The 22,496-nt window shown below is 71.5% G+C and carries 22 protein-coding genes; 2 read left to right on the plus strand and 20 right to left on the minus strand.

The annotated features are described in order from the left end of the window. Positions 1-7: 7 nt before the first annotated feature. The 6 genes from G127AT_RS01825 to G127AT_RS01850 form a co-directional block, all read right to left on the minus strand. On the minus strand, positions 8-796 hold the full coding sequence (locus G127AT_RS01825; RefSeq protein WP_210899200.1) for an SseB family protein: 789 nt from the start codon (positions 794-796) through the stop codon (positions 8-10). After that, entirely contained in the window at positions 780-1,526 is a 747-nt protein-coding gene (gene priA / locus G127AT_RS01830) for a bifunctional 1-(5-phosphoribosyl)-5-((5-phosphoribosylamino)methylideneamino)imidazole-4-carboxamide isomerase/phosphoribosylanthranilate isomerase PriA (protein WP_210899202.1), read from the minus strand. The genes G127AT_RS01825 and priA overlap by 17 nt, the downstream gene beginning before the upstream one ends. A gap of 101 nt (positions 1,527-1,627) precedes the next feature. Beyond that, complete coding sequence (hisH, locus tag G127AT_RS01835) at positions 1,628-2,260, minus strand: imidazole glycerol phosphate synthase subunit HisH (RefSeq protein WP_210899203.1); 633 nt, start codon at positions 2,258-2,260, stop codon at positions 1,628-1,630. Further along, positions 2,257-2,865 (minus strand): imidazoleglycerol-phosphate dehydratase HisB, encoded by a 609-nt coding sequence (gene hisB / locus G127AT_RS01840; RefSeq protein WP_210899204.1) that lies wholly within the window; start codon positions 2,863-2,865, stop codon positions 2,257-2,259. Before hisB ends, hisH begins: the two co-directional genes overlap by 4 nt. 25 nt (positions 2,866-2,890) lie before the next feature. Further along, positions 2,891-3,970, minus strand: a complete 1,080-nt coding sequence (locus G127AT_RS01845; RefSeq protein WP_210899206.1) for a histidinol-phosphate transaminase — start codon at positions 3,968-3,970, stop codon at positions 2,891-2,893. Positions 3,971-4,023: 53 nt separating this feature from the next. Further along, on the minus strand, positions 4,024-4,395 hold the full coding sequence (locus G127AT_RS01850) for a LysM peptidoglycan-binding domain-containing protein (protein ID WP_210899207.1): 372 nt from the start codon (positions 4,393-4,395) through the stop codon (positions 4,024-4,026). A 275-nt stretch (positions 4,396-4,670) separates the two neighbouring features. On the opposite strand from G127AT_RS01850, the gene lexA reads away from it, so the two are divergent. After that, positions 4,671-5,360 carry a transcriptional repressor LexA gene (gene lexA / locus G127AT_RS01855; RefSeq protein ID WP_210901730.1) on the plus strand — a complete coding sequence of 230 codons (690 nt, stop codon included), beginning with the start codon at positions 4,671-4,673 and terminating at the stop codon, positions 5,358-5,360. 50 nt (positions 5,361-5,410) lie between these two features. Here lexA and G127AT_RS01860 read toward each other — a convergent pair whose 3' ends face one another. The 4 genes from G127AT_RS01860 to hflX form a co-directional block, all read right to left on the minus strand. Then, a complete protein-coding gene (locus G127AT_RS01860; protein WP_425305878.1) occupies positions 5,411-6,205 on the minus strand; it encodes an alpha/beta fold hydrolase in 795 nt (264 codons plus the stop codon). 80 nt (positions 6,206-6,285) lie between these two features. Continuing rightward, entirely contained in the window at positions 6,286-8,613 is a 2,328-nt protein-coding gene (metE, locus tag G127AT_RS01865) for a 5-methyltetrahydropteroyltriglutamate--homocysteine S-methyltransferase (protein ID WP_210899211.1), read from the minus strand. Then, positions 8,610-9,596, minus strand: a complete 987-nt coding sequence (locus G127AT_RS01870) for a methylenetetrahydrofolate reductase (protein ID WP_210899213.1) — start codon at positions 9,594-9,596, stop codon at positions 8,610-8,612. Before G127AT_RS01870 ends, metE begins: the two co-directional genes overlap by 4 nt. 248 nt (positions 9,597-9,844) lie before the next feature. Then, positions 9,845-11,380: a GTPase HflX gene (gene hflX, locus G127AT_RS01875; RefSeq protein WP_210899215.1), complete on the minus strand. Its 1,536-nt coding sequence runs from the start codon at positions 11,378-11,380 to the stop codon at positions 9,845-9,847. Positions 11,381-11,426: 46 nt separating this feature from the next. Here hflX and G127AT_RS01880 point away from each other — a divergent pair, with 46 nt between their 5' ends. Further along, positions 11,427-12,026 (plus strand): class I SAM-dependent methyltransferase, encoded by a 600-nt coding sequence (locus G127AT_RS01880; protein WP_210899217.1) that lies wholly within the window; start codon positions 11,427-11,429, stop codon positions 12,024-12,026. A 56-nt stretch (positions 12,027-12,082) separates the two neighbouring features. Here the strand turns inward: G127AT_RS01880 and dapF are convergent, their stop codons facing one another. The 10 genes from dapF to G127AT_RS01930 form a co-directional block, all read right to left on the minus strand. Then, positions 12,083-12,964 (minus strand): diaminopimelate epimerase, encoded by an 882-nt coding sequence (gene dapF, locus G127AT_RS01885; RefSeq protein WP_210899219.1) that lies wholly within the window; start codon positions 12,962-12,964, stop codon positions 12,083-12,085. Between the two features lie 10 nt (positions 12,965-12,974). After that, complete coding sequence (gene miaA / locus G127AT_RS01890; RefSeq protein ID WP_210899222.1) at positions 12,975-13,922, minus strand: tRNA (adenosine(37)-N6)-dimethylallyltransferase MiaA; 948 nt, start codon at positions 13,920-13,922, stop codon at positions 12,975-12,977. A gap of 4 nt (positions 13,923-13,926) precedes the next feature. Next, positions 13,927-15,552, minus strand: a complete 1,626-nt coding sequence (gene miaB, locus G127AT_RS01895) for a tRNA (N6-isopentenyl adenosine(37)-C2)-methylthiotransferase MiaB (RefSeq protein ID WP_210899224.1) — start codon at positions 15,550-15,552, stop codon at positions 13,927-13,929. A 13-nt stretch (positions 15,553-15,565) separates the two neighbouring features. Next, positions 15,566-16,303: a regulatory protein RecX gene (locus G127AT_RS01900; protein WP_210899226.1), complete on the minus strand. Its 738-nt coding sequence runs from the start codon at positions 16,301-16,303 to the stop codon at positions 15,566-15,568. A gap of 3 nt (positions 16,304-16,306) precedes the next feature. Beyond that, positions 16,307-17,380 (minus strand): recombinase RecA, encoded by a 1,074-nt coding sequence (gene recA / locus G127AT_RS01905; RefSeq protein ID WP_210899228.1) that lies wholly within the window; start codon positions 17,378-17,380, stop codon positions 16,307-16,309. 291 nt (positions 17,381-17,671) lie between these two features. Then, a complete protein-coding gene (locus G127AT_RS01910; RefSeq protein WP_210899230.1) occupies positions 17,672-17,896 on the minus strand; it encodes a DUF3046 domain-containing protein in 225 nt (74 codons plus the stop codon). 95 nt (positions 17,897-17,991) lie between these two features. Beyond that, complete coding sequence (locus G127AT_RS01915) at positions 17,992-18,300, minus strand: helix-turn-helix domain-containing protein (RefSeq protein ID WP_210899232.1); 309 nt, start codon at positions 18,298-18,300, stop codon at positions 17,992-17,994. 146 nt (positions 18,301-18,446) lie between these two features. Beyond that, positions 18,447-18,965 carry a CinA family protein gene (locus tag G127AT_RS01920; RefSeq protein WP_210899234.1) on the minus strand — a complete coding sequence of 173 codons (519 nt, stop codon included), beginning with the start codon at positions 18,963-18,965 and terminating at the stop codon, positions 18,447-18,449. Further along, positions 18,962-19,552, minus strand: coding sequence for a CDP-diacylglycerol--glycerol-3-phosphate 3-phosphatidyltransferase (gene pgsA / locus G127AT_RS01925; protein WP_210899237.1), 591 nt, complete (start codon positions 19,550-19,552; stop codon positions 18,962-18,964). Before pgsA ends, G127AT_RS01920 begins: the two co-directional genes overlap by 4 nt. A gap of 92 nt (positions 19,553-19,644) precedes the next feature. Then, on the minus strand, positions 19,645-22,482 hold the full coding sequence (locus tag G127AT_RS01930; protein ID WP_210899239.1) for an FtsK/SpoIIIE family DNA translocase: 2,838 nt from the start codon (positions 22,480-22,482) through the stop codon (positions 19,645-19,647). Positions 22,483-22,496: the final 14 nt, after the last annotated feature.

The raw sequence follows: 22,496 nt of genomic DNA on the forward strand, positions 1-22,496 counted from the left end.
GGGCCGGCTATTCGGCGGCGGCCTGGACGAGCTTGACGGTCAGCGAATCGACCAGGGTCGCGATGGCGTCATCGGCCGCCCAGCGCTTGGCGAGACGGGCGAGGACGGCGTCGAGCTCCTCGCGGCCCAGGCCCGCGATCAGGCGGAGCCGGACGACGAGCTCCGGCCCCGCCAGCCGAGCGCCCGGATCGCCGGCGGCGAGCTCCACGTCGACCACGGCGAGCTCCGAGGCGATCGAACGCAAGAAGCCCTCGCGCACGGCCGGCTCCGCCCAGGCCGGCTTCCACGGCTTCTGCTGCGCCACGGCCCACACCGCCGGGCGCCTCAGCACGAACTCCGTCGGCGAACCCGGATCGAGCACGACGAGCTCGGTGCCGTCGTCGGCCGCGGCGAGCGCGACCCGAACCCCGTCGGCCGGGACGGGGCGGGCCGACCGGTTCCAGCGGCCCATGGCATCCACCGAGGCGAACACCGGCAGCACGCGCCGGCCGTCGGGGCCGTCGACCGTGACGATCGACAGCTCCTGGCTCTTGTCGACCGCGAGACCGCCGACGCCCGTCTCCGTGCCCCCGTCGCCGAGTTCGGCCATCAGCGGGATCAGCAGGCGCGCCTCGCGGAACGCGTCGACGACGGCATCCGCACCCGCCTCGCCCGCCCCGAAGCCCTCGAGCGCGAGTCTCAGCGCCTCGGGAGCGCGGCCGTCGTCGCCGGCGAACGGGTTCGCCTCGAACGCGCGGCCCGCCCACGGGCGGCCGGCGGAATCGGCGGTGTTGCCGTCGTTACTGGGATGCGACATCCAGCGCCTCGGGGAGGGTGAACGCTCCCGCGTACAGGGCCTTGCCGACGATCGCACCCTCGAGACCCGAGGGCACGAGTTCGCGCAGCGCCGCGATGTCGTCGAGGCTCGAGATGCCGCCGGAGGCGACCACGGGACGCTCGGTGCGTTCGGTGACGGCCCGCAGGAGATCCACGTTCGGGCCCTGGAGCGTTCCGTCCTTGGCGACGTCGGTGACGACGTAGCGGGCGGCCCCGGCATCCTCGAGACGGTCGAGCACCTCCCAGAGGTCGCCGCCGTCCTCCGTCCAGCCGCGCGCGGCCAGCGTCGTGCCGCGCACGTCGAGGCCGATCGCGATCGCCTCGCCGTACTGGGCGATGACGGACGCCGCCCATTCCGGGTTCTCGAGGGCCGCGGTGCCGAGGTTGATGCGCTTCGCACCGAGCTCGAGGGCCCGTTCGAGGGAACGGTCGTCGCGGATGCCGCCGGAGAGCTCGACGCTCACCCCGCGGACCTGGCGGATGACCCGCTTCAGGACTCCGGTGTTGCTGCCGCGGCCGAACGCCGCGTCCAGATCCACGAGGTGGATCCACTCCGCCCCCTGATCGGCCCACTCCTCGGCGGCCTGCACGGGGTCGCCGTAGCTCGTCTCGGTTCCGGCCTCGCCTTTCGTCAGGCGGACGGCCTTGCCGCCTGCGACGTCGACTGCCGGAAGCAGCACCAGTCGCGGCGAACTGCTGAACTCACTCATCACTGTCCTCGGGTCGTGGCCGTCGCATCCGACGACCGGCACAGTCACAGGATCCTACCCCCGAGCGCGCCCGATCCCCGATCCGGCGTCGCAACGCGGCGTCAGAACGTGCCGAGCCAGTTGCCGAGCAGGCGGATACCGGCACGATCCGACTTCTCCGGATGGAACTGCGTCGCCGAGAGCGGACCGTTCTCGACGGCGGCGAGGAAGGGGCCGCCGTAGTCGGCCCAGGTCAGCTTCGGGGCCGCAAGCGGCCCGTCGGCGTCGAGCTCCCACTCCTGCGCGGCATAGCTGTGCACGAAATAGAAGCGTTCGTCGCGGATGCCCGCGAACAGCCGGGAATCCTCGGGGGCGTCGACCGTGTTCCAGCCGATGTGCGGCAGGATCTCGGCCGGAAGCCCGCGTACCGTGCCCGGCCATTCGCCGAGCCCTTCGACCTCGGCCCCGCGCTCGACGCCGCGTGCGAAGAGCACCTGCATGCCGACGCAGATCCCGAGCACGGGCCGGCCGCCAGCCAGCCGCTTGTCGATGATCTCGCCGCCGCGGACGGCGTTCAGCTGTTCGACGACCGCGCTGAACGCGCCGACGCCGGGCACCAGCAGCCCGTCGGCCTCGAGGGCGGCGACGCGGTCGTCGGTGACCCGCACCGAGGCGCCGGCCGCCTCGAGCGCCTTGGCCGCCGAGTGGACGTTGCCCGAGCCGTAGTCGAGGACGACGACCTTCGGCGCGGTCACAGGCTGCCCTTCGTCGACGGGATGCCGGTGACGAGCGGATCTCGCGCCTTGGCCTGCCGGAAGGCGCGCGCGAAGGCCTTGAACTCGGCCTCGGCGATGTGGTGCGGGTCGCGGCCGCCGAGCACGGTGACATGCACAGTGAGGCCCGCGTTGAAGGCGATCGCCTCGAAGACGTGCCGCACCATCGAGCCCGTGAAGTGCCCCCCGACGAGGTGGAACTCGAAGCCGGCGGGCTCGCCCGTGTGCACGAGGTACGGCCGCCCCGAGATGTCGACGACGGCCTGTGCGAGCGCCTCGTCGAGCGGGACGAGGGCGTCACCGTAGCGGGAGATGCCGTGCTTGTCGCCGAGCGCCTCGCGGATCGCCTGCCCCAGGCAGATGCCCGTGTCCTCGACCGTGTGATGCACGTCGATGTCGGTGTCGCCGCTCGCGCGCACCCGGAGGTCGGTCAGCGAATGCTTCGCGAACGCCGTGAGCATGTGGTCGAAGAACGGGACCGTCGTGGCCACGTCGGCGACTCCGGTGCCGTCGAGGTCGAGTTCGAGCTCGATGCTCGACTCGCTCGTCTCGCGGACCACTCGGGCGGTGCGGTGTGCGCTCGTCATCCCTCGATTCTACGGGCGACGGGCATCACGCCCCCCCGATCGCGGCGAGCGCCTCGAGGAAGGCCGTCGTCTCGGCCTCGGTGCCGGCGCTGACGCGCATCGTGCCCGGCAGCCCGATGTCGCGGATCAGCACCCCGCGCTCCAGAAGCGCCCGGAACAGGGCTTGCGGGTCGTCGACCCCGCCGAAGAGCACGAAGTTCGACCCCGAACGGTAGGGGCGGTACCCGAGGCGGGCGAGTTCGACGCCGATGCGTTCGCGCTGCAGCCGGATCTCACCGACGGTCGCGAGCATCTCCGGCGCGTGCGCGAGGGCCCCCAGGGCTGCGGCCTGGGTGATCGCCGACAGGTGGTACGGCAGCCGCACGAGGCGGAGCGCGTCGGTGACGGCCGGATCGGCGGCGAGGTAGCCGACGCGGGCCCCGGCGAAGGCGAAGGCCTTGCTCATCGTGCGCGACACGATCAGGCGGGGGCGCCCGGGTAGCAGCGTCAGGGCGCTCGGTGTGCCGGGCTCGGCGAACTCGGCGTAGGCCTCGTCGACGACGACGATGCCGCGGGCCGCGTCGGCGACGGCCGTGATCGTCTCGATCGACAGGGGCGTGCCGGTCGGATTATTCGGCGAGCAGAGGAAGACGACGTCCGGGTCGTGCTCGCGGATCGCGGCGAGCGCCGTCTCGGGGCCGAGCTCGTAGTCCTCGTCGCGGGTCGCCTCGATCCACCGGGTGCCCGTGCCGTCGGCCAGGATGCGGTACATCGAGTACGTCGGGCCGAAGCCGAGGAGGGAACGGCCCGGGCCGCCGAAGGCCTGCAGGATCTGCTGGAGCACCTCGTTCGAGCCGTTCGCCGCCCAGATCTGCTCGGCCGACAGGCCGTGCCCGAGGTAGCCGGCGAGGGCCTCGCGCAGTTCGGTGAATTCGCGGTCGGGGTAACGGTTCAGGCCGATGACGGCGGCGGCCACGCGGGCGACGATGTCGTGCGCCACATCCTCGGGGATGGGATGCGTGTTCTCGTTGACGTTCAGCGCGACGGGCACGCGCTGCTGAGGGGCCCCGTAGGCGGACTTGCCGCGAAGATCGTCGCGGATCGGGAGGTCGTCGAGCTGGGTCACCTCCCCATGTTACGGCCCGCCTCGGCGGCGCCGGCTGCGGGCACCGCGGCCGCTCAGAGCCCGAGCGGGAGCGCCAGGAGCTGCCCGGCCTGCAGCACGACGTCGTCGAGGCCGTTCAGGCGGACGATCTCGTCGACCACGACCCGGGGGTCGGCATCGGGGGCTGCGGTTTCGGCGATGGCCCAGAGCGACGCACCGGGTTCGACCGTGACGTAGCGGACCTCGGGCGCCCCGCCCGGCACCTCGGCGATCGCACCGCCGGAGGCGATCATCCAGACGAAGGCGAGCGCGGCGAGCGGTGCCGCCGCGAGCCCCGTGAAGACCGCTCGACCGCGCCTGGTGAGCCTGAGCCTCGTGCGCGGCGCCGGATCCGGGCGCCGCGGCATGCGGGCGGATGCCGTGGCCGGGAATGCCATCGTGCTCATGCTCGTCTCCATTCCGCTTCGGGTTCCGAGTCGCATCGGGCCCTCGGCCGGGAGGACCCGATGCGAAACTCTGTACCGAAGATATCTTCGATTCGGTTTTCGATCAAGCACCCGCTCCCCGGCGTGTCTCCCCGGGGAATCGGGCAACACGCTCGAATGAATGTTTGCCGCGAGCCGCCTGTACGGATACAGTTTCGAATATCCGAATCCATGCAAGCGGATACCACCGACATCCGGCCGCCAGGCCTGAAGGGGCGAGCGACGTGACCACCGAGATCGACGAGGCGCAGAAGCCGGCGAAGGCACGGCGGCGGCGCTCGCTGACCCCCAAACAGCAGGCCATCCTCGCCGCCATCCAGGATTCGGTCGCCACCCGCGGCTACCCGCCGAGCATGCGCGAGATCGGCGACGCCGTCGGGCTCTCCTCGCTCTCGAGCGTGACCCACCAGCTCGGCCAGCTCGAACTCGCCGGCTACCTGCGCCGCGACCCGAACCGTCCGCGGGCGCTCGAGGTGCTCATCGAACTGCCCGGCCGGGAGCGCACGGCGCCCGACAGCGCCGCGCCCGCGGCCGTGCCGGCCCCCGTCGGCGACGCGACCATGGTGCCGCTCGTCGGCCGCATCGCCGCCGGCGTGCCGATCACCGCCGAGCAGCAGATCGAGGAGATCTTCCCCCTGCCGCGCCAGCTCGTCGGCAAGGGCGAACTGTTCATGCTGAAGGTCATCGGCGACTCGATGATCGACGCCGCCATCTGCGACGGCGACTGGGTCGTCGTCCGCCAGCAGCCGACCGCCGAGAACGGCGAGATCGTCGCCGCCATGCTCGACGGCGAGGCGACCGTGAAGGTCTTCCGCCAGCGCGACGGTCACACCTGGTTGCTGCCGCGCAACTCGGCGTTCGAGCCGATCATGGGCGACGAGGCCGAGGTGCTCGGCAAGGTCGTCGCGGTGCTCCGCACGGTCTGAAGCGGCCCCGCCCCCTCCCCGGCGGTTCGCGGGCGCCGGCGGTCCGAGCGTCAGTCGCGGATCGGCACCGTCGCTCGGATCGGCACCGTCGCGAGCGCCGGCTCGGGCTGCAGGGCGAGCGAAGCGACCCACGTTCGGATCGTCTCCATGAACCCGGCGTGATCATCGCGGAAGACGGTGTGGCCCGTGCCGGGCACCGTCGCGACCGTGAGGCCATCGGCGCGCATCTGCGCCGCGACCTTCTTCGTGATGAGCAGGCTCTTCTCGGCGAGCACCACCAGGCTCGGCATCGCCGGCTGCGACGGCGGCACGAGCGCCCGCGAATCGGCCAGGCCGAGGATCGTGCGCTTATCCCAGTCGCGGAGGGTCGCCAGCTCGATGTCGACGTCGTCCGCATGCCACTTCGGATTCATCCGGACCAGCGCCGAGCGCTTCGGCCGCGGCATGAGCGCGAAGGCGAGCTTCATGAGCCAGCCGTACGGGCCCTTCGGGAACGAGAACGCGGGGTCGATGTAGATCGCCGCACGCGGCGCGAGACGATCGGCGACGAGCGAGGCGACGAGCCCGCCGAGCGAATGCCCCATCACCACGTCCGGCGCCCCGGTCAACAGCGGCTCGACGGTCTCGACGACGTCATCGGCCCACGCCTTCGGCGAGTACCGGGCGGAACGTGCGCTCTTGCCGTGGCCGGCGAGATCCACCGCGATCACCCGCACGTCCTTGGCCACGAGCTCGGCGACCACACGGTGCCACGCACGCGAATCCGACATGATGCCGTGGATCAGAATCGCCGTGCGAGGCCCGTGCCCCGTCTCATGTACCGCTAGCTGCATGCCCACGACCATACGCGGCCGATCTGTGCGAGTGCCCGGCGACGCCCGGGAGGACGCACAACGGCATCCGCCCGGGCGAGGCGGGACGCGCCTCAGTCGGCCGCGGCGACGAGCCCGGCCCGCACCTGACGGGCGGCCTCGACGATGTGCTCCAGGCTCGCGACGGTCTCCTCGTAGCCGCGGGTCTTCAGCCCGCAGTCCGGGTTCACCCACAGCCGCTCGCGCGGAACACCGCCGGCGGCACGCTCGAGCAGGCCGCGCACCTCCTCGACGCTCGGCACGCGCGGCGAATGGATGTCGTACACCCCCGGCCCGATGCCGTGGTCGAAGCCGGAAGCGCTGATGTCGTCGACGACTTCCATGCGGCTGCGGGCCGCCTCGATCGACGTGACGTCGGCATCCAGGGCGCGGATCGCGTCGATGACCTGGCCGAACTCCGAGTAGCAGAGGTGCGTGTGCACCTGCGTGTCGGGGCCGGCACCGGCCGTCGCGAGACGGAACGCATCCACCGACCAGTCGAGGTAGGCGGGCTGGTCGGCACGCTTCAGCGGCAGCAGTTCGCGCAACGCCGGCTCGTCGACCTGGATGACGCGGATGCCGGCGGCCTGGAGGTCGGCGACCTCGTCGCGGAGAGCGAGGGCGACCTGCTTCGCCGTGTCGGCCAGCGGCTGGTCGTCGCGGACGAACGACCACGCGAGGATCGTCACCGGCCCCGTCAGCATGCCCTTGACGGGCTTGTCGGTGAGGGACTGCGCGAAACCCGACCAGGCGACCGTCATCGGCTCGGGCCGCGACACGTCGCCCCACAGGATCGACGGGCGCGTGCAGCGCGAACCGTAGGACTGCACCCAGCCGTGCTGCGTCACCGCGAAGCCGTCGAGCTGCTCGGCGAAGTACTGCACCATGTCGTTGCGCTCGGGCTCTCCGTGCACGAGGACGTCGAGGCCGAGCTCCTCCTGCAGGCGGATCACGCGCTCGATCTCCTCGCGCATGAGGGCCGTGTAGCCGGCCTCGTCGAGTTCGCCGCGGAGCAGCCGGGCGCGGGCGCGACGGATGTCGGCGGTCTGCGGGAAGGAGCCGATCGTCGTCGTCGGCAGCTCGGGCAGACCGAGCGACGCCTGTGCGGCCACGCGCGCGGCGTAGTCGATGCGGGCGGCATCCGCCGGCGTCAGGGCTGCGATGCGCTCGCGCACCTCCGGCACCCGCACCCCCGGTGCGGCCGCGCGGTCGGCGAGCGAGGCCGTCGCGGCGGCGAGCTCGGCGGCGACGGCAGCCTCGCCCTCGACGAGGCCCCGGGCCAGGGTCGCGACCTGTGCGACCTTCTGGTCGGCGAAGGCGAGCCAGGAGCGCAGCCGCTCGTCGAGTTCGGTCTCGTCGTCGACGTCGTGCGGAACGTGCAGGAGCGACGTCGAGGTCGACACGGCGACCTCGCCCGTGAGTCGGCCGACGGCGTCCAGCTGAGCGAAGGCCGCGGCCAGGTCGCCGCGCCAGATGTTGTGTCCGTCGATGACGCCCGCGACGAGGGTCTTCGCGGCGAGCGCGGCCTCGGTCGCCGGATCGAGCCCCTCCGGGAGGGTGCCGCGCACGAGGTCGAGGCCGATCGCTTCGACCGGTGTCGCCGCAAGCGCCGGCAGGGCATCGCCGAGGGATGCGTACGGGGCGGCGACGAAGATCGCCGGTCGGTCCTCGGCGGCGCCGAGCGCGTCGTAGGCCGCACCGATCGCCTGGAGGGTGCGTGCACGGTCGATGTCGATCGACTCGCTGACGAGCGCGGGCTCGTCGAGCTGGACCCATTCGGCGCCGGCTGCGGCCAGCTCGGCGAGGAGCTCCGCGTACACCGGCACGAGATCGGCCAGGCGATCGAGCGGCGTGAAGCCCTCCGGCGTCCCGTCCGCCGCCTTGGCCAGCAGCAGGAAGGTCACCGGGCCGACGATCACCGGCCGGGTGAGGAAGCCGGCATCCCGCGCCTCGACGAACTCGCGCACGATGCGTCGGCACGCCACGCGGAACGAGGTCTCCGGGCCGATCTCGGGCACGAGGTAGTGGTAGTTCGAGTCGAACCACTTCGTCATCTCGAGCGGGGCGACCTCGCCCTCGCCGCGTGCGATGCGGAACGCCGTCGCGAGGTCGATCTCGCCGTCGGCCGGCGCCTCGAAGCGCTCGGGCACGGCGCCCACGGCGAGCGCCGCATCGAGCACCTGGTCGTAGTACGAGAACGATTCGGGGATGGCCGAGTCGCCCCGGCCGAGGCCGGCGAGCCGCTCTCGGGTCGCGGCACGCAGCTCTGCCGCGCGGCGCTCGAGTTCGGCCTCGTCGATCGAGCCCGCCCAGAATGCCTCGACGGCCTTCTTGAGCTCGCGGCGGCGGCCGATGCGCGGGTACCCGAGGATCGTGCCCTTCGGGAAAGCTGGAGTGGTCATCGTCGGTTCCTGATCCTCTCGGTGGTGGCTGGTGCCGGGGCGAAGCGATCGATGCGCCGAAGCACCTCGAGCACCGCCTCGTGCCGGTTGTACGTGTACAGGTGGATGCCGGGGGCGCCGCCTGCGACGACGGCGCGGGCGAGATCGGCGGCCCAGGCGACGCCGAGCTCGAACTGCCCGGACGCATCCGGCTCGATCTCGAGATCGATCGACAGTTCGGCCGGCGGTTCGACGCCGGTCAGCTCGGCGAGCCGTCTGAGACGCGCGGGCGTGGTCGTGGGCATGATGCCCGGCAGGATCGGGATGCTCACCCCGCCCGCACGGGCTCGCTCGACGAAACCGAGGTACTCCTCGGGGCGCCAGAACAGCTGCGTGATCGCGAGCGTCGCCCCCGCGACCTCCTTGGCGAGCAGCGAGTCCACCTCGTCGCCGATCGTACGCGCGCGCGGATGCCCGCCCGGGAAGGCGGCGACCGCGACGCGCTCCGGCCGCGGCCGCGAGCGGATCACGCTCGCCCCCGGCATGCCCGGGATGAGCTGCTGGCCGAACGGCTCGCGCTCCTCCTGCACCCGGTGGATGAGCTGGACGAGCTCGGCGGCGCTGCCGAGGTCGCCGAGCACGACCTCGTCCTCAGGGGTGCCCTTCGGCGGGTCGCCGCGGAGCGCGAGGAAGCTCGTGACCCCGGCATCCAGGAACTGGCGGACGAGCCGGTTCGCATCCTCGTGAGAGGAGCCGACGCACGTCAGATGCGCCATCGGCTCGACCCGGGTGTTCGCGAGCATGTACCGCAGCACCGTCAAGGAGCGTTCTCGGGAAGTGCCGCCGGCGCCGAAGGTCACCGAGATGAACTCGGGATCCGCCTCGGCGAGACGGTCGATCGTCCGCCCGAGGGCGATCGCCGCCGCGTCGCTGCGCGGCGGATACAGTTCGAACGAGACGGGAACGTCCCGACAGTCGCTCCCCGGATCAGCGGACGCGGTCATGCACTGGCTCCTGCGACGGGCCCGGCGCAGGCACGGCATGCCGCGCTCCACACCAGGCCGGTGGAGGTCGCGGGCGGGTGCCGGGCTCGGCGGTCGCTCCTCGCGGGCGGCATCGGGCCGCTCGCTACGATCTCCTCCGAAGATACGACGGCCGAGACCGGAACTCCAGGAATGTGACTCGGCGTGACGCGGACCGGGCCTCGTCGGAACGGCTCGGCGCGCGGCCGGCTACGCCCCGAAGGGCCGCCTCAGCGCGCCGCCGGTGCCGCCTCGAACTCCGCGAGCTGCCCGGCCAGCTCCGGCGAAACCATCGCCCGCACCTGCGTGCCGTCCTCCAGGTATTCGAGGTGCAGCACGCGGCCCGCCTCGTGCAACGTCGAGACGACGTCGCCCCGGTCATACGGTACGAGCAGTTCGACCTCGACCGTCGGGTCGGGCAGCATCCGCCCGATCCGTTCGAGGATCTCGGCGACCCCCTCGCCCGTGCGCGCGCTCGCGAAGACCGCATCGGGCACGAGACCGGCCAGCACGAGGCGCTCGTCCGCGGAGACGAGATCGGACTTGTTGAAGACGACGAGCTCGGGGATGTCGCGTGCGCCGACCTCGCCGATGACATCGCGCACGGTCGCGATCTGGCTCGCCGGGTCGGGATGCGAGGCATCCACCACATGCACCACGAGGTCGGAGTCGGCGACCTCTTCGAGCGTCGACCGGAACGCCTCGACGAGCTGATGCGGCAGGTTCCGCACGAAGCCGACGGTGTCGGCGATCGTGTACACGCGGCCGTCGGCGGTGGTGTTGCGGCGCACCGTCGCATCCAGGGTCGCGAAGAGGGCGTTCTCGACGAGGACGCCTGCGCCCGTGATCCGGTTCAGCAGGCTCGACTTGCCCGCGTTGGTGTACCCGGCGATCGCGACCGAGGGCACCGCGTTGCGCTTGCGGTTGGCGCGCTTGGCCTCGCGGGCCGGTTTCATGCCGGCGATCTGCTTGCGCAGCTTCGCCATCCGCGAGTGGATGCGGCGGCGGTCGAGTTCGATCTTCGTCTCGCCGGGGCCGCGGGATCCCATGCCGGCGCCCGCGCCGCCGACCTGGCCGCCGGCCTGACGCGACATCGACTCGCCCCAGCCGCGCAGGCGGGGAAGCAGGTACTCGAGCTGGGCCAGTTCGACCTGCGCCTTGCCCTCGCGGCTCTTGGCGTGCTGGCTGAAGATGTCGAGGATGACCGCGGTGCGGTCGATGACCTTGACCTTCACGATGTCCTCGAGGGCTCGCCGCTGGCTCGGGGCGAGCTCGGAGTCGGCGATGACGGTGTCGGCGCCGAGCGAGGCCACGACGGCGGCGAGCTCCTCCGCCTTGCCGCGGCCGAGGTAGGTGCTGGGGTCGGGGTGCGGGCGGCGCTGCAGGAGGCCGTCGAGCACGCGTGCGCCGGCCGTCTCGGCGAGCGCGGAGAGCTCGCGGAGGGAGTTCTCGGCATCGTCGAGGGAGCCCTGCGGGTACACGCCGATGAGCACGACGTTCTCGAGCCGGAGCTGCCGGTATTCGACCTCGGTGACGTCTTCGAGCTCCGTCGACAGGCCGCTGACGCGGCGCAGCGCCTGGCGCTCCTCGCGGTCGAGCTGTTCGCCGTCGTAGCCGCCGTTCGCGGTGGATGCGTCGGAGCCGTCGGCCATGAGCGCCTCGGCCGAGGAGGCGAACAGCGACGAACCCGCCGAGCGCGACTCCGCGTTCCGGAGAATGCGGTCCACATCGGCGTGTTCGCGTGAATTCATGCCGGGTTCAGTCATCTCGTCCAGCCTACTTCCTCCCCATGTCTGGTGTACCTTCGCCTGTATGCCGTCGGATCACTACTTCTCGCAGCGGCCCTCGAGTCCGGCGGAGCAGCGCCCGCTCGAGGTGCATCTCGCGGGCCGCGACGTCTCGCTCGTGACGGCATCCGGCATCTTCAGCCCCGATCACGTCGACCAGGGCACCCGGGTGCTGCTCGGTGCGATGCCCGCCCCGCCTGCCGGAGACCTGCTCGACCTCGGATGCGGGTGGGGGCCGATCGCCCTCTCGCTCGCGCTCCAGGCGCCGGGATCGCGCGTCTGGGCCGTCGACGTGAACGACCGGGCCATCGACCTGGTGCGGGTCAACGCCGAACGGCTCGGCCTCACGAATGTGAACGCCTGCCGCCCCGAGGATGTTCCCGCCGACGTGCGGTTCGCCTCGATCCGCTCGAATCCGCCGATCCGCGTCGGCAAGGAGGTGCTGCACGGAATGCTCGAGCAGTGGCTGCCGCGCCTGGCCGACGGCGGCGACGCCTGGCTCGTCGTGCAGCGCAATCTCGGCTCCGACTCCCTGCACCGCTGGCTGGCGGACGCCGGCTGGGACGTCGAGCGGGTCACCTCGGAGAAGGGCTTCCGCGTGCTGCGCGTCCGCGCGCCGGGCTGACCGTTCCGCAGTGGATGCCGGGCGCGGTGGATGCCGGGCCGCGCCGCGCCGAGCGTTCAGCCGAGAGCGAGGACGCCGTCGTAGACGAGCACGGCCGGCCCCGAGAGCATGACGTGCTCGCCGTCGTCGGCATCGAACATCCGCACGCCGAGCACGCCGCCGGGCACCTGCACGCGCCAATCGTCGGGTGCCGCCGCGCCGGCCCAGTGCCGGACCGCGAGGGCCGCGGCGACCGCGCCCGTGCCGCAGGAGAGCGTCTCGCCCGAGCCGCGCTCGTGCACGCGCATGCGGATGCGGCCCACGCCGTCGCGGGCGAGCGGCTCGGCCGGCACGACGAACTCGACGTTCGCCCCATCGGCCGGTTCGGGGTCGAGCACCGGGATGTAGGCGAGATCGACGGCGTCGAGTTCCGCGTCGTCGGCGACGGCGACGACGACGTGCGGGTTGCCGACGTCGATGCCGAGGCCGGGGCGCGCGACCGGCAGCTGCTTCGCGCGCACGAGCGGTTCGCCGCCGGCGAGGGACCAGCGGCCCATATCGGTCTGGAAGCCGTCGGCGGAACGGCTCACGCGCTTCACGCCGGCACGGGTGGCGATCGCGAGGGTCTCGCCCGGCCCGAGGGAGGCCAGGCCCTGGTCGAGGAGGTACTGCACGAACACGCGCACGCCGTTGCCGCACATCTCGGCGACGGAGCCGTCGGCGTTGCGGTAGTCCATGAACCAGGCGGCCGCGGCATCCTCCTCGAGCGAGGCGGCCCCGTCGGCGACGGCGGCGCTGCGCACGGCCCGGATGACCCCGTCGGCGCCCACGCCCATATGGCGGTCGCAGATGAGCCGCACCTGCTCCGGCGTCACATCGTGCGTGTCGTCGGGGTCGTGGAAGAGCACGAAGTCATTGCCCGTGCCGTGGCCTTTGGTGAACTGGAGGTCGTGCGGCATGCGGATCAGTCTAAAGCGCCGTGCCGGGTGCAGATTCCGCCGCGAGACCGGCGATCGCCTCGGCACGCCCCGCTTCGTCGCCCGCACCCGTGCCGCCCGAATCGACGTCGAGGGCGTCGTAACGTTTGAACCAGCTGACCTGGCGCCTGGCGTACACGCGGGTGAGCCGCTGCGTCTCGGCGATCGCCTCCGCCCGGCTCATCCGGCCGTCGAGCTCGGCGAGGGCCTGCGCGTAGCCGATCGCCTTGCGAGCGGTGACCCCCCGTTCGATGCCCTGCGGGATGAGGCCGCGCACCTCGTCGAGCAGACCGTCGCGCCACATCCCCAGCACCCGTTCGTCGAGCCGTTCGACGAGTGCGGCCCGTGGCGTGACGAGCCTGACGATACGGTGCGGCCGCCAGGCCTCGGGCACCGCCGGCAGCCGTGCCGCCTTGGGTTCACCGGTGAGTTCGATGACCTCGAGCGCGCGGACGAGGCGGCGGCCGTTGGCGGCATCCACGCTCGCAGCCGTCTCGGGGTCGAGCTCGCGGAGCCGCAGGTGCAGAGCTCCGGGCCCGGAAGCCGCGAGCTCCGCCTCGAGCCGGCGCCGGATGCCCGGGTCGGTGCCGGGGAACTCGAGGGTGTGGATGACTGCGGACACGTACAGGCCCGAACCGCCCGTGAGGAGCGCGACCCCGCCGCGCGCCTCGATGTCGTCGATCGCACGTCGCGCTTCGGCCTGGTAGCGGGCGACGGAGGCTTCGTCGGTGACCTCGAGCACGTCGAGCAGATGGTGCGGGATGCCCTGGCGCTCTGCGGGCGCGAGCTTGGCGGTACCGATGTCCATGCCGCGGTAGAGCTGCATGGCGTCGGCGTTGACGACCTCGGCGAAGCCGCCGCGCTCGGCGATCGCCCGAGCGAGGTCGAGCGCGAACGCCGACTTTCCCGTGCCCGTGGCACCGACGATCGCGACGATCACGCGGTCAGCGTTCGCCGTCGCTCGGGTCGTAGATCGGCATCGTGCCGACGCCGGGCGAGGTGAGCGGCTCGCGCGTGGACGGCAGCACGCGGATCGACGGGAGCCCGAGCGAGACCTTCGCCGCACCGGATACGCCGGCCGCGCCGACGGGGGTCGCGCAGCTGTCGGCCTGCTCCCGGTCCCAGGCGTCGCCGGCGCGCGTGCGCCGGATCGGCAGGGGTGCGTCGTCGATGCGGTCGGCGAGCAGATGGAACGGTGCGGCCTGCGTGATGGTCACGGTCACGACATCGCCCGGCCGCGGCAGGGGCGAGCCCTCCGGCACCTCGAAGTGCACGAGCCGGCTGTCTTCGGCGCGGCCCGAGAGGCGGTGCGTCTCGGCATCCTTCTTGCCCTCGCCGGTGGAGACGAGCACCTCGACCTCGCGACCGACGAGCTGCTGGTTCTCCTCCCAGGAGATCCGCTCCTGCAGGGCGATGAGGCGCTCGTAGCGCTCCTGCACGACCTCTTTCGGCACCTGCTCGTCCATCGTGGCCGCCGGTGTGCCGGGGCGGATGGAGTATTGGAAGGTGAACGCGCTCGCGAACCGGGCCGCCTCGACGACGCGCAGCGTCTCCTGGAAGTCCTCCTCGGTCTCACCGGGGAAGCCGACGATGATGTCGGTCGAGATCGCCGCGTGCGGGATCTTCGCGCGCACCCGGTCGAGGATGCCGAGGAACTTCGCCGAACGGTAGGAGCGGCGCATCGACTTCAGGATGCGGTCGGAGCCCGATTGCAGCGGCATGTGCAGCTGCGGCATGACGCTCGGCGTCTCGGCCATCGCGTCGATGACGTCGTCGGTGAAGGCGGCCGGGTGCGGGCTCGTGAAGCGGATGCGTTCGAGGCCCTCGATCTCGCCGGCGGCGCGGAGCAGCTTGCCGAAGGCCTGGCGGTCGCCGAACTCGACGCCGTAGGAGTTCACGTTCTGCCCGAGCAGGGTGACCTCGACGGCTCCGTCGTCGACGAGCGCCTGGATCTCGGCGAGGATCTCGCCCGGGCGGCGGTCCTTCTCCTTGCCGCGGAGGCTCGGGACGATGCAGAAGGTGCAGGTGTTGTTGCAGCCGACCGAGATCGACACCCAGCCCGAGTAGCTCGAGTCTCGTTTGGTCGGCAGGGTCGACGGGAAGACCTCGAGGGCGTCGAGGATCTCGAGCTGCGCCTCGTCATTGTGCCGCGCACGCTCCAGCAGGCTCGGCAGGGAGCCCATGTTGTGCGTGCCGAAGACGACGTCGACCCAGGGCGCCTTCTCGAGGATGACGTTCTTGTCCTTCTGCGCGAGGCACCCGCCGACGGCGATCTGCATGCCCTCGTGTCGGCGCTTGACCCCGGCGAGGTGGCCGAGGTTTCCGTAGAGCTTGTTGTCGGCGTTCTCGCGCACCGCGCAGGTGTTGATGACGACGACGTCCGGCTCGGCCCCGCCGGCCGGAACGTAGCCGGCCGCTTCGAGCGAACCGGAGAGCCGCTCGGAGTCGTGGACGTTCATCTGGCACCCGAAAGTGCGGACTTCGTAAGTGCGCGGCCGGCCGGGCGCGTCGAACGCGGCAGCCTGACCCGCGATGATCGGGGACGCGGTGATCGGAGGCACGGTGCTCATGGTGAGCACCAGTCTACGAGTCGGCGCCCGGATCCTCGCCGTCGAGCGCGGTGCGCACGGCCTGGCGCACCACCTCTCCCCCGAACCCGCGACGCTGCAGGAATGCGCTGAGCCGTCGCTCGGCGGTACGGGCGTCGAGCCCCCGCAACTGCCCCGCACGCCGCACGGCGACCTCGGTCGCATGGGCGAGCTCGGATTCCTCGTCGATCTCCTCGACGGCCGCCCGTGCGGCGGACGCCTCGACGCCGCGCCGAGCGAGCTCCTGCAGGATCGCGCCGCTGCCCCGCCCGCGCCGTTCGTGCTGGATGCGCACGATCTGCTCGGCCATGCGCGCATCGTCGAGATATCCGAGCCGGCGGTACCGGTCCAGCCACTCCTCGACCTCGTCGACGCTCAGTCCGTGCTCGACGAGCACGGCGCGCACCTCGAACTCGGACAGCGAGGCCCGGCGCAGCTTGCCCAGCACGAGCCGGTCGAGCCGGTCGTCGCGCTCGGGGCCGGGCGTCTCCTCGTCGTCACCTTCGGTTCCACCGCGCGGGGAGAACCGCGCGACCGGCGCCGGAGTACGCCGGCTCGTGGCGCTTCCGGCCGGGTGCACGCCGCGACGACGCCCGGACGCGACTGCCGGAGAGCCCTCCGCAGGGGCATCGGCCGCCGGGCCGGTGCCCGGCAGGTACGAAACCGGAGCCAGACCCGAGGTGCGCGCCTCACCGCGCCGCCGGCCGGCGCCCCACTCCGGTTCCGTCGCCATGCGTTATGCGCCCTTCCGCGCGCTCAGCTTGCCCTCGATCGAGTCGACCTTCGCGACCGGTTCCGCCGCGACCGCGCCGTTCTTGCCGATGCCGAGCTTCACGAGGATCTTCTGCTCGATGTCGGCGGCGATATCGGGGTTCTGCAGCAGGAAGTTGCGGGCGTTCTCCTTGCCCTGCCCGAGCTGGTCGCCGTCGTAGGTGTACCAGGCGCCCGACTTCTTGACGATCGCCTGCTCCACCCCGTAGTCGATGAGGCTGCCCTCGCGCGAGATGCCGACGCCGTAGAGGATGTCGAACTCCGCCTGCTTGAAAGGCGGGGCCATCTTGTTCTTCACGACCTTCACCCGGGTGCGGTTGCCGACCGCCTCGGTGCCGTCTTTCAGGGTCTCGATACGGCGGATGTCGAGACGCACCGAGGCGTAGAACTTCAGCGCCTTGCCGCCCGCGGTCGTCTCGGGGCTGCCGAAGAACACGCCGATCTTCTCGCGCAGCTGGTTGATGAAGATCGCCGTCGTCTTCGTCTGGTTCAGACCGCCCGTGAGCTTGCGGAGCGCCTGCGACATCAGTCGGGCCTGGAGGCCCACGTGGGAGTCGCCCATCTCGCCCTCGATCTCGGCGCGCGGCACCAGGGCCGCGACCGAGTCGATGACGACGAGGTCGATCGAGCCGGAGCGGATCAGCATGTCGGCGATCTCGAGCGCCTGCTCACCGGTGTCGGGCTGGGAGACGAGGAGCGAGTCGATGTCGACGCCGAGCTTCTTCGCGTACTCGGGGTCGAGGGCGTGCTCGGCGTCGATGAACGCCGCGATGCCGCCGGCGCGCTGCACGTTCGCGATGGCGTGGAGCGTGAGCGTGGTCTTGCCCGAGGACTCCGGGCCGTAGATCTCGATGATGCGCCCGCGCGGCAGGCCGCCGACGCCGAGGGCCACATCCAGGGCGATGGACCCGGTGGGGATGACGTCGACCGGTGCGCGTTCCTCACTGCCGAGGCGCATCACCGACCCCTTGCCGAACTGCCGGTCGATCTGGGCGAGTGCCGTTTCGAGTGCTTTCTCGCGGTCTGCGGGTGATGGCATTGCGGGCTCCTTCATGCTCGATGCTGCTGCCTCTAGGCTGTCGTTCCGCGCGCCGGGCCGGTTCAGGCCCGACCCGATGCGCCTTGCGACAAGGCGGTTGCGGTGCGATTCCGTTTCGTCTTCGACGCTAGGCCGAACCACCGACACCCGAACGCGTTCTCGGAAATCGGTGGATGACGTGGCCGGAGCCGCTCCCTGTTGAGGAGCATATCGGAGCATCCGAACAGATGTTCGGCCGGGCCCGCGGCGTGTCGAACCCTTCTTCGATCGACCCACGGCATCCGGAGCCGATCAGCGGCGCTTCGGATCCAGCCGGCCCACACCGTAACGGCGCGATTCGGGCACCTCCGTGGCCTCGCAGAGGGCCAGCCACACCTCGCGCGCCGGCACCCCCGCGGCCAGCGCATCGTCCGCCGTGCACCCGATACCGGGCAGCACGAGATCGCCGAGCACGACCCGGCCGTACGACTCGCCGAACTCGTCGGCGACCGCCTGCCGGAACTCGCTGAGCTTCATCCGCGCCTCCTTCTGCGCGCATCCATCATCCACGACGATGCCGCGCATGACGAAGGCCGGTCTTCCGACCGGCCTTCGATCCACGTTCTCCGGGGTTAGCGCACCATCATGTCCGCGTCGAACTCGGCCACGAGCTCGTCGGGCAAGCTGTCCGGCACGGCACTGAGGCCCTCGACGACCGCCAGGCGATCGCCCACCTCGTGCATGATGACCGAGATCGGCGTATCGAGGGCTTCGGCCACCGATGCGAGGATCTCGGACGACGCTTCCTTCTGGCCGCGCTCGACCTCGCTCAGATACCCGAGGGCGACGCTGGCCTTGCTGGCGACCTGACGGAGCGTGCGCCCCTTCTGCAGGCGGAAGTCCCTCAGCACATCGCCGATTTCCTGACGAACCAGAACCATCGGAACCTCCTCATCTCCGCCAGCCGCGACCGTTTCGAACCGGTAGCGGGGGGACAATCCTATCCCGTCCCCCATGCTCCGACACTAGTGGCGCGAACTGGGCCTTTCGTGTGAACCTGCCACCTGTAACACGCTGTTCACGAAGACTATTCCGCCCGCTCCACCGACGACTCCGACACGCTCGGGCCGAGCTCCGAACGGGCCTCTTCGATCGCCCGGCGCACCGTCTCGCGCCGAATCGCGTCCCGGTCGCCGGCGAGCTCGAGGGCGACCGAGCGGACCCCCTCCGGCGAGGCGATCCCGACGAATACGGTGCCGGGCGGATGCCCGTCCTGCGGGTCGGGCCCGGCCACCCCCGTCGTCGCGATCCCGAGCTCGGCGGGCAGCCCGTCGAGGGCCGCGGCCCGGCGCACGCCGTCGGCCATGCGGCGGGCGACCTCGGCATCCACCGGGCCGTGCACGGCGAGGAGGCCGAAATCCACGCCGAGGAGGGTGTGCTTCAGCTCGGTCGCGTAGGCGACGATGCCGCCGCTGAACACCTCGGACGCCCCCGGGATGCGCACGATCTCGGCGGCGAGCGCACCGCCCGTCAGGGACTCGGCGACGGCCGCGCGCCAGCCGCGCTCGGCGAGCGCCCGGACGAGCTCGGCGGTGACGTCGGTCATCGCGCCCCTCCTTCGCGTGCGAGACGGCCGGCATCGACGAGGTAGCGGATGCCGGACCACACCGTCAGTGCGAGGGCCGCACCCATCAGCACCCAGTTCACCCACAGCACCCAGTCGCCGACGAGCACCCACAGGGGCGTGAGGGCGAAGGAGATCGCGACGGCCTGCACGACGGTCTTCAGCTTGCCGCCCGAGGAGGCGGGCACGACGGTGCCGCGGCCGAGCTCCACGAAACGCCATACCGTGATCCCGACCTCGCGCACGACGATGACGATCGTCACCCACCACCACAGTTCGCCGAGGATCGACAGGCAGACGAGGGCACCGCTCGTCAGCAGCTTGTCGGCGATCGGGTCGAGGATCTTGCCGAGATCGGTCACGAGCCCCCGGGACCTGGCGATGTGCCCGTCGATGCCGTCGGTGGCGATCGCGACGACGAACAGCGCCGCGGCGATCCACCGCATCGGGCCGTCGGAGCCGGCATCGGCCAGCAGCAGCCAGAAGAAGACGGGCGCAGCGAGAATGCGCACGACGGTGATCGCGTTGGGCAGATTCCAGTTCGCCGACCTGGCGGCGGGGGACGTCATGCAGCCAGGATACCGGCGGGCCGAGCCGGTTCGGGGCGGTCCGGCCGCCCGCGGCGGCCGCGGGCTGCCGTCGCGGGCGGCGGCGGGGCCGCTCAGTCGCGGCCGGTCAGGCCCCAGGCGTCTTCGTCGGACTCGGCCTCGACCTCGGGCAGGCCCGCCGTCTGCCGGGCCACGGGATCATCGTCGTAGCGGTCGTCGCCGCCGCTCGAAGCCGGCACGGGTGCCGGGCCGGCAGTCGGTGCCGGTCCGGTGGATGCCGTGGCCGCCGCCGACGAAGACCCGCCGGGCACGGGGTCGCCGCGGAGGCCTGCGAGCACCGCCGGCAGCTGCTCCGCCGTCGCGAGCACGTCGCGGGCCTTCGAGCCCTCCGAGGGGCCGACGATCTCGCGCGACTCCAGGAGGTCCATGAGCCGCCCGGCCTTCGCGAAGCCGACGCGGAGCTTCCGCTGCAGCATCGAGGTCGAGCCGAACTGCGTGGAGACGACGAGTTCGGCGGCCGCGAGCAGCAGCTCGAGGTCGTCGCCGATGTCGGAGTCGATCTCCTTCTTCTCGACGACCGCCTCGACGTCCTTGCGATACTCGGGCCGCGCCTGCCGGGTGACGTGCTTGACGACCTTCTCGATCTCGGCCTCGGTGACCCAGGCTCCCTGCACGCGGATCGGCTTGGAGGCGCCCATCGGCAGGAAGAGGCCGTCGCCCTGCCCGATGAGCTTGTCGGCGCCCGGCTGGTCGAGGATGACACGGGAGTCGGTGACGCTCGTGACCGCGAAGGCGAGCCGGCTCGGCACGTTCGCCTTGATGAGGCCGGTGACGACGTCGACCGAGGGCCGCTGGGTGGCCAGCACCAGGTGGATGCCGGAGGCCCGCGCGAGCTGGGTGATGCGCACGATCGAGTCTTCGACGTCGCGCGGGGCGACCATCATGAGGTCGGCGAGCTCGTCGACGACGACGAGGAGGTACGGGTAGGGCTTGAGCTTGCGCTCGGAGCCGGCCGGCAGCACGATCTCGTCGTTGACGACGGCCTTGTTGAAGTCGTCGATGTGGCGGAAGCCGAACGATGCGAGGTCGTCGTAGCGCATGTCCATCTCCTTCACGACCCACTGCAGCGCCTCGGCGGCCTTCTTGGGGTTCGTGATGATGGGCGTGATGAGGTGAGGCACCCCGGCGTACGGGGCGAGTTCGACGCGCTTGGGGTCGATGAGGACCATGCGCACATCGGCGGGCTTGGCCCGCATGAGCAGGCTCGTGATCATCGAGTTCACGAAGCTCGACTTGCCCGATCCGGTTGAGCCGGCCACGAGCAGGTGCGGCATCTTCGCGAGGTTCGCCACGACGTAGCCGCCGCCGACGTCCTTGCCGACGCCGATCGTCATCGGATGCTTGCCGCTGACCATCGCATTCGAGCGCAGCACGTCGCCGAGCGTGACGATCTCGCGGTCGGCGTTGGGGATCTCGACGCCGATGGCGGATTTGCCCGGGATCGGCGAGAGGATCCGCACCTCGTTCGAGGCCACGGCGTAGGCGAGGTTCTTCGAGAGCGCCGTGACGCGCTCCACCTTCACCCCCGGGCCGAGCTCGATCTCGTACTGGGTGACCGTCGGGCCGCGCGAGAAACCCGTGACCTTCGCGTCGACGCCGAACTGGTCGAGCACCCCGGTGATCTGCCTGACGACCTCGTCGTTGACCGAGGAGCGCGCCTTCCCCGGCGCGCCTGCGGCGAGGGTCGAGGCGGCCGGCAGGTGGTACGGGCGGTCGGGTTCGGGCTCGGCGGCCTCGCCCGCGGCATCCGCACCCTCGGGGCCGCTGCCGGGCCCGCCCAGGAAGGCCGGAAGCTCGGCGCCGTCGTCGCGGAGGCCCGTGGCCCCCGACGGCGCCTCGCCCGTCGAGGCCCCGACGGCGGCTTCGGCCCGGTCGAGGGCGCCCTGCACCTCGCTGCCGTACGCGCCGCCCGCCCCCTCGATGGGGCTCTCGAAGCTGCCGGCCGCGCTGTCGCCGCCGAAGACCTCGGTGAGGCCCGTCATGGCGTCGGTGTCGGACTCGGGCTCCTCCTCGCGCTTGGTCGCGTTGCGACGCCACCACGGCAGCATGCCCTCGGCGGCCGGCGGATCGTCGATGCCGTCGAGTTCGGGCTGCTCGCTCTTGCGGGGCTTCTTCGCTTTGGCCGGCTTCTCGGCCTTCGGCTCGTCCGCTTCATCGATCGTCGCGCCGAAGAGCCATTCGTAGAGCTCGCGGAACCTCGCCGGAATGCGGTTCGGCGGTGTCTTCGTGATGATGAGGAGCGAGAGCAGGAGGAGGACGATGAGGATCGCGCTCGCGCCGTAGACGGTCGTGAGGAACACGAGGGGCTGCGCGAGCATCCACCCGAGGATGCCGCCGGCGCGCGCGAGCACCTCCATTCCGGCGCTCGGCTGCGGCAGCCCGCCGAAGAGGTGGGAGAGACCCGCGATCGACAGCAGCAGCACTCCGAGGCCGATGCCGATCCGCGTGTTGTCGTGCACGCTCGACGGGTGACGGAAGAGCCACACGGCGAAGCACAGCATGATCACCGGCAGCGCGAACGCGAGCCGGCCGAAGAGGCCGCCGAAGCTCCACGCGTCGAGCGTTCGGGCGACGGGATCGTTGATGAAGAACCACTCCACGACCGCGCCGGCGACCGCGAGCAGCACGATGAAGAAGGGGCCGCCGTCGCGCCGCTCCTCTTTCTGCAGCGTCTCGGGGCCCAGGGCGCGCGCCGCACCGCCGGTGAGGTGGGCCAGGCCCATCCACGCCCGCATCGCGAGCCCCGGGCGGTCGTCGACCTTCGTCCGTCCGCGCGGCGCGGCGGGCAGCTTCTTCGTCGGCGCCGTGCGCGAGGTGGTGCCGCGACCCGAGCGCGACGAGGTGCTCCGCGTGCTCGATCCGCGACCGCTCGACTTGGTGCCCGTAGCCATTCCTCCAGGGTATT

Origin of the sequence: Agromyces archimandritae (genome assembly GCF_018024495.1) — a bacterium.
In the GTDB taxonomy this organism is placed as follows: Bacteria; Actinomycetota; Actinomycetes; order Actinomycetales; family Microbacteriaceae; genus Agromyces; species Agromyces archimandritae.

Bases quoted from the DNA above. Each gene is read 5' to 3' on its own strand.
- G127AT_RS01825 (WP_210899200.1), bottom strand. From the start codon at position 796: ATGTCGCATCCCAGTAACGACGGCAACACCGCCGATTCCGCCGGCCGC.
- priA (WP_210899202.1), bottom strand. From the start codon at position 1,526: ATGAGTGAGTTCAGCAGTTCGCCGCGACTGGTGCTGCTTCCGGCAGTC.
- hisB (WP_210899204.1), bottom strand. From the start codon at position 2,865: ATGACGAGCGCACACCGCACCGCCCGAGTGGTCCGCGAGACGAGCGAG.
- G127AT_RS01850 (WP_210899207.1), bottom strand. From the start codon at position 4,395: ATGAGCACGATGGCATTCCCGGCCACGGCATCCGCCCGCATGCCGCGG.
- G127AT_RS01860 (WP_425305878.1), bottom strand. From the start codon at position 6,205: ATGGTCGTGGGCATGCAGCTAGCGGTACATGAGACGGGGCACGGGCCT.
- metE (WP_210899211.1), bottom strand. From the start codon at position 8,613: ATGACCACTCCAGCTTTCCCGAAGGGCACGATCCTCGGGTACCCGCGC.
- G127AT_RS01870 (WP_210899213.1), bottom strand. From the start codon at position 9,596: ATGACCGCGTCCGCTGATCCGGGGAGCGACTGTCGGGACGTTCCCGTC.
- hflX (WP_210899215.1), bottom strand. From the start codon at position 11,380: ATGACTGAACCCGGCATGAATTCACGCGAACACGCCGATGTGGACCGC.
- G127AT_RS01880 (WP_210899217.1), top strand. From the start codon at position 11,427: ATGCCGTCGGATCACTACTTCTCGCAGCGGCCCTCGAGTCCGGCGGAG.
- dapF (WP_210899219.1), bottom strand. From the start codon at position 12,964: ATGCCGCACGACCTCCAGTTCACCAAAGGCCACGGCACGGGCAATGAC.
- miaB (WP_210899224.1), bottom strand. From the start codon at position 15,552: ATGAGCACCGTGCCTCCGATCACCGCGTCCCCGATCATCGCGGGTCAG.
- G127AT_RS01900 (WP_210899226.1), bottom strand. From the start codon at position 16,303: ATGGCGACGGAACCGGAGTGGGGCGCCGGCCGGCGGCGCGGTGAGGCG.
- recA (WP_210899228.1), bottom strand. From the start codon at position 17,380: ATGCCATCACCCGCAGACCGCGAGAAAGCACTCGAAACGGCACTCGCC.
- G127AT_RS01910 (WP_210899230.1), bottom strand. From the start codon at position 17,896: ATGAAGCTCAGCGAGTTCCGGCAGGCGGTCGCCGACGAGTTCGGCGAG.
- G127AT_RS01915 (WP_210899232.1), bottom strand. From the start codon at position 18,300: ATGGTTCTGGTTCGTCAGGAAATCGGCGATGTGCTGAGGGACTTCCGC.
- G127AT_RS01920 (WP_210899234.1), bottom strand. From the start codon at position 18,965: ATGACCGACGTCACCGCCGAGCTCGTCCGGGCGCTCGCCGAGCGCGGC.
- pgsA (WP_210899237.1), bottom strand. From the start codon at position 19,552: ATGACGTCCCCCGCCGCCAGGTCGGCGAACTGGAATCTGCCCAACGCG.
- G127AT_RS01930 (WP_210899239.1), bottom strand. From the start codon at position 22,482: ATGGCTACGGGCACCAAGTCGAGCGGTCGCGGATCGAGCACGCGGAGC.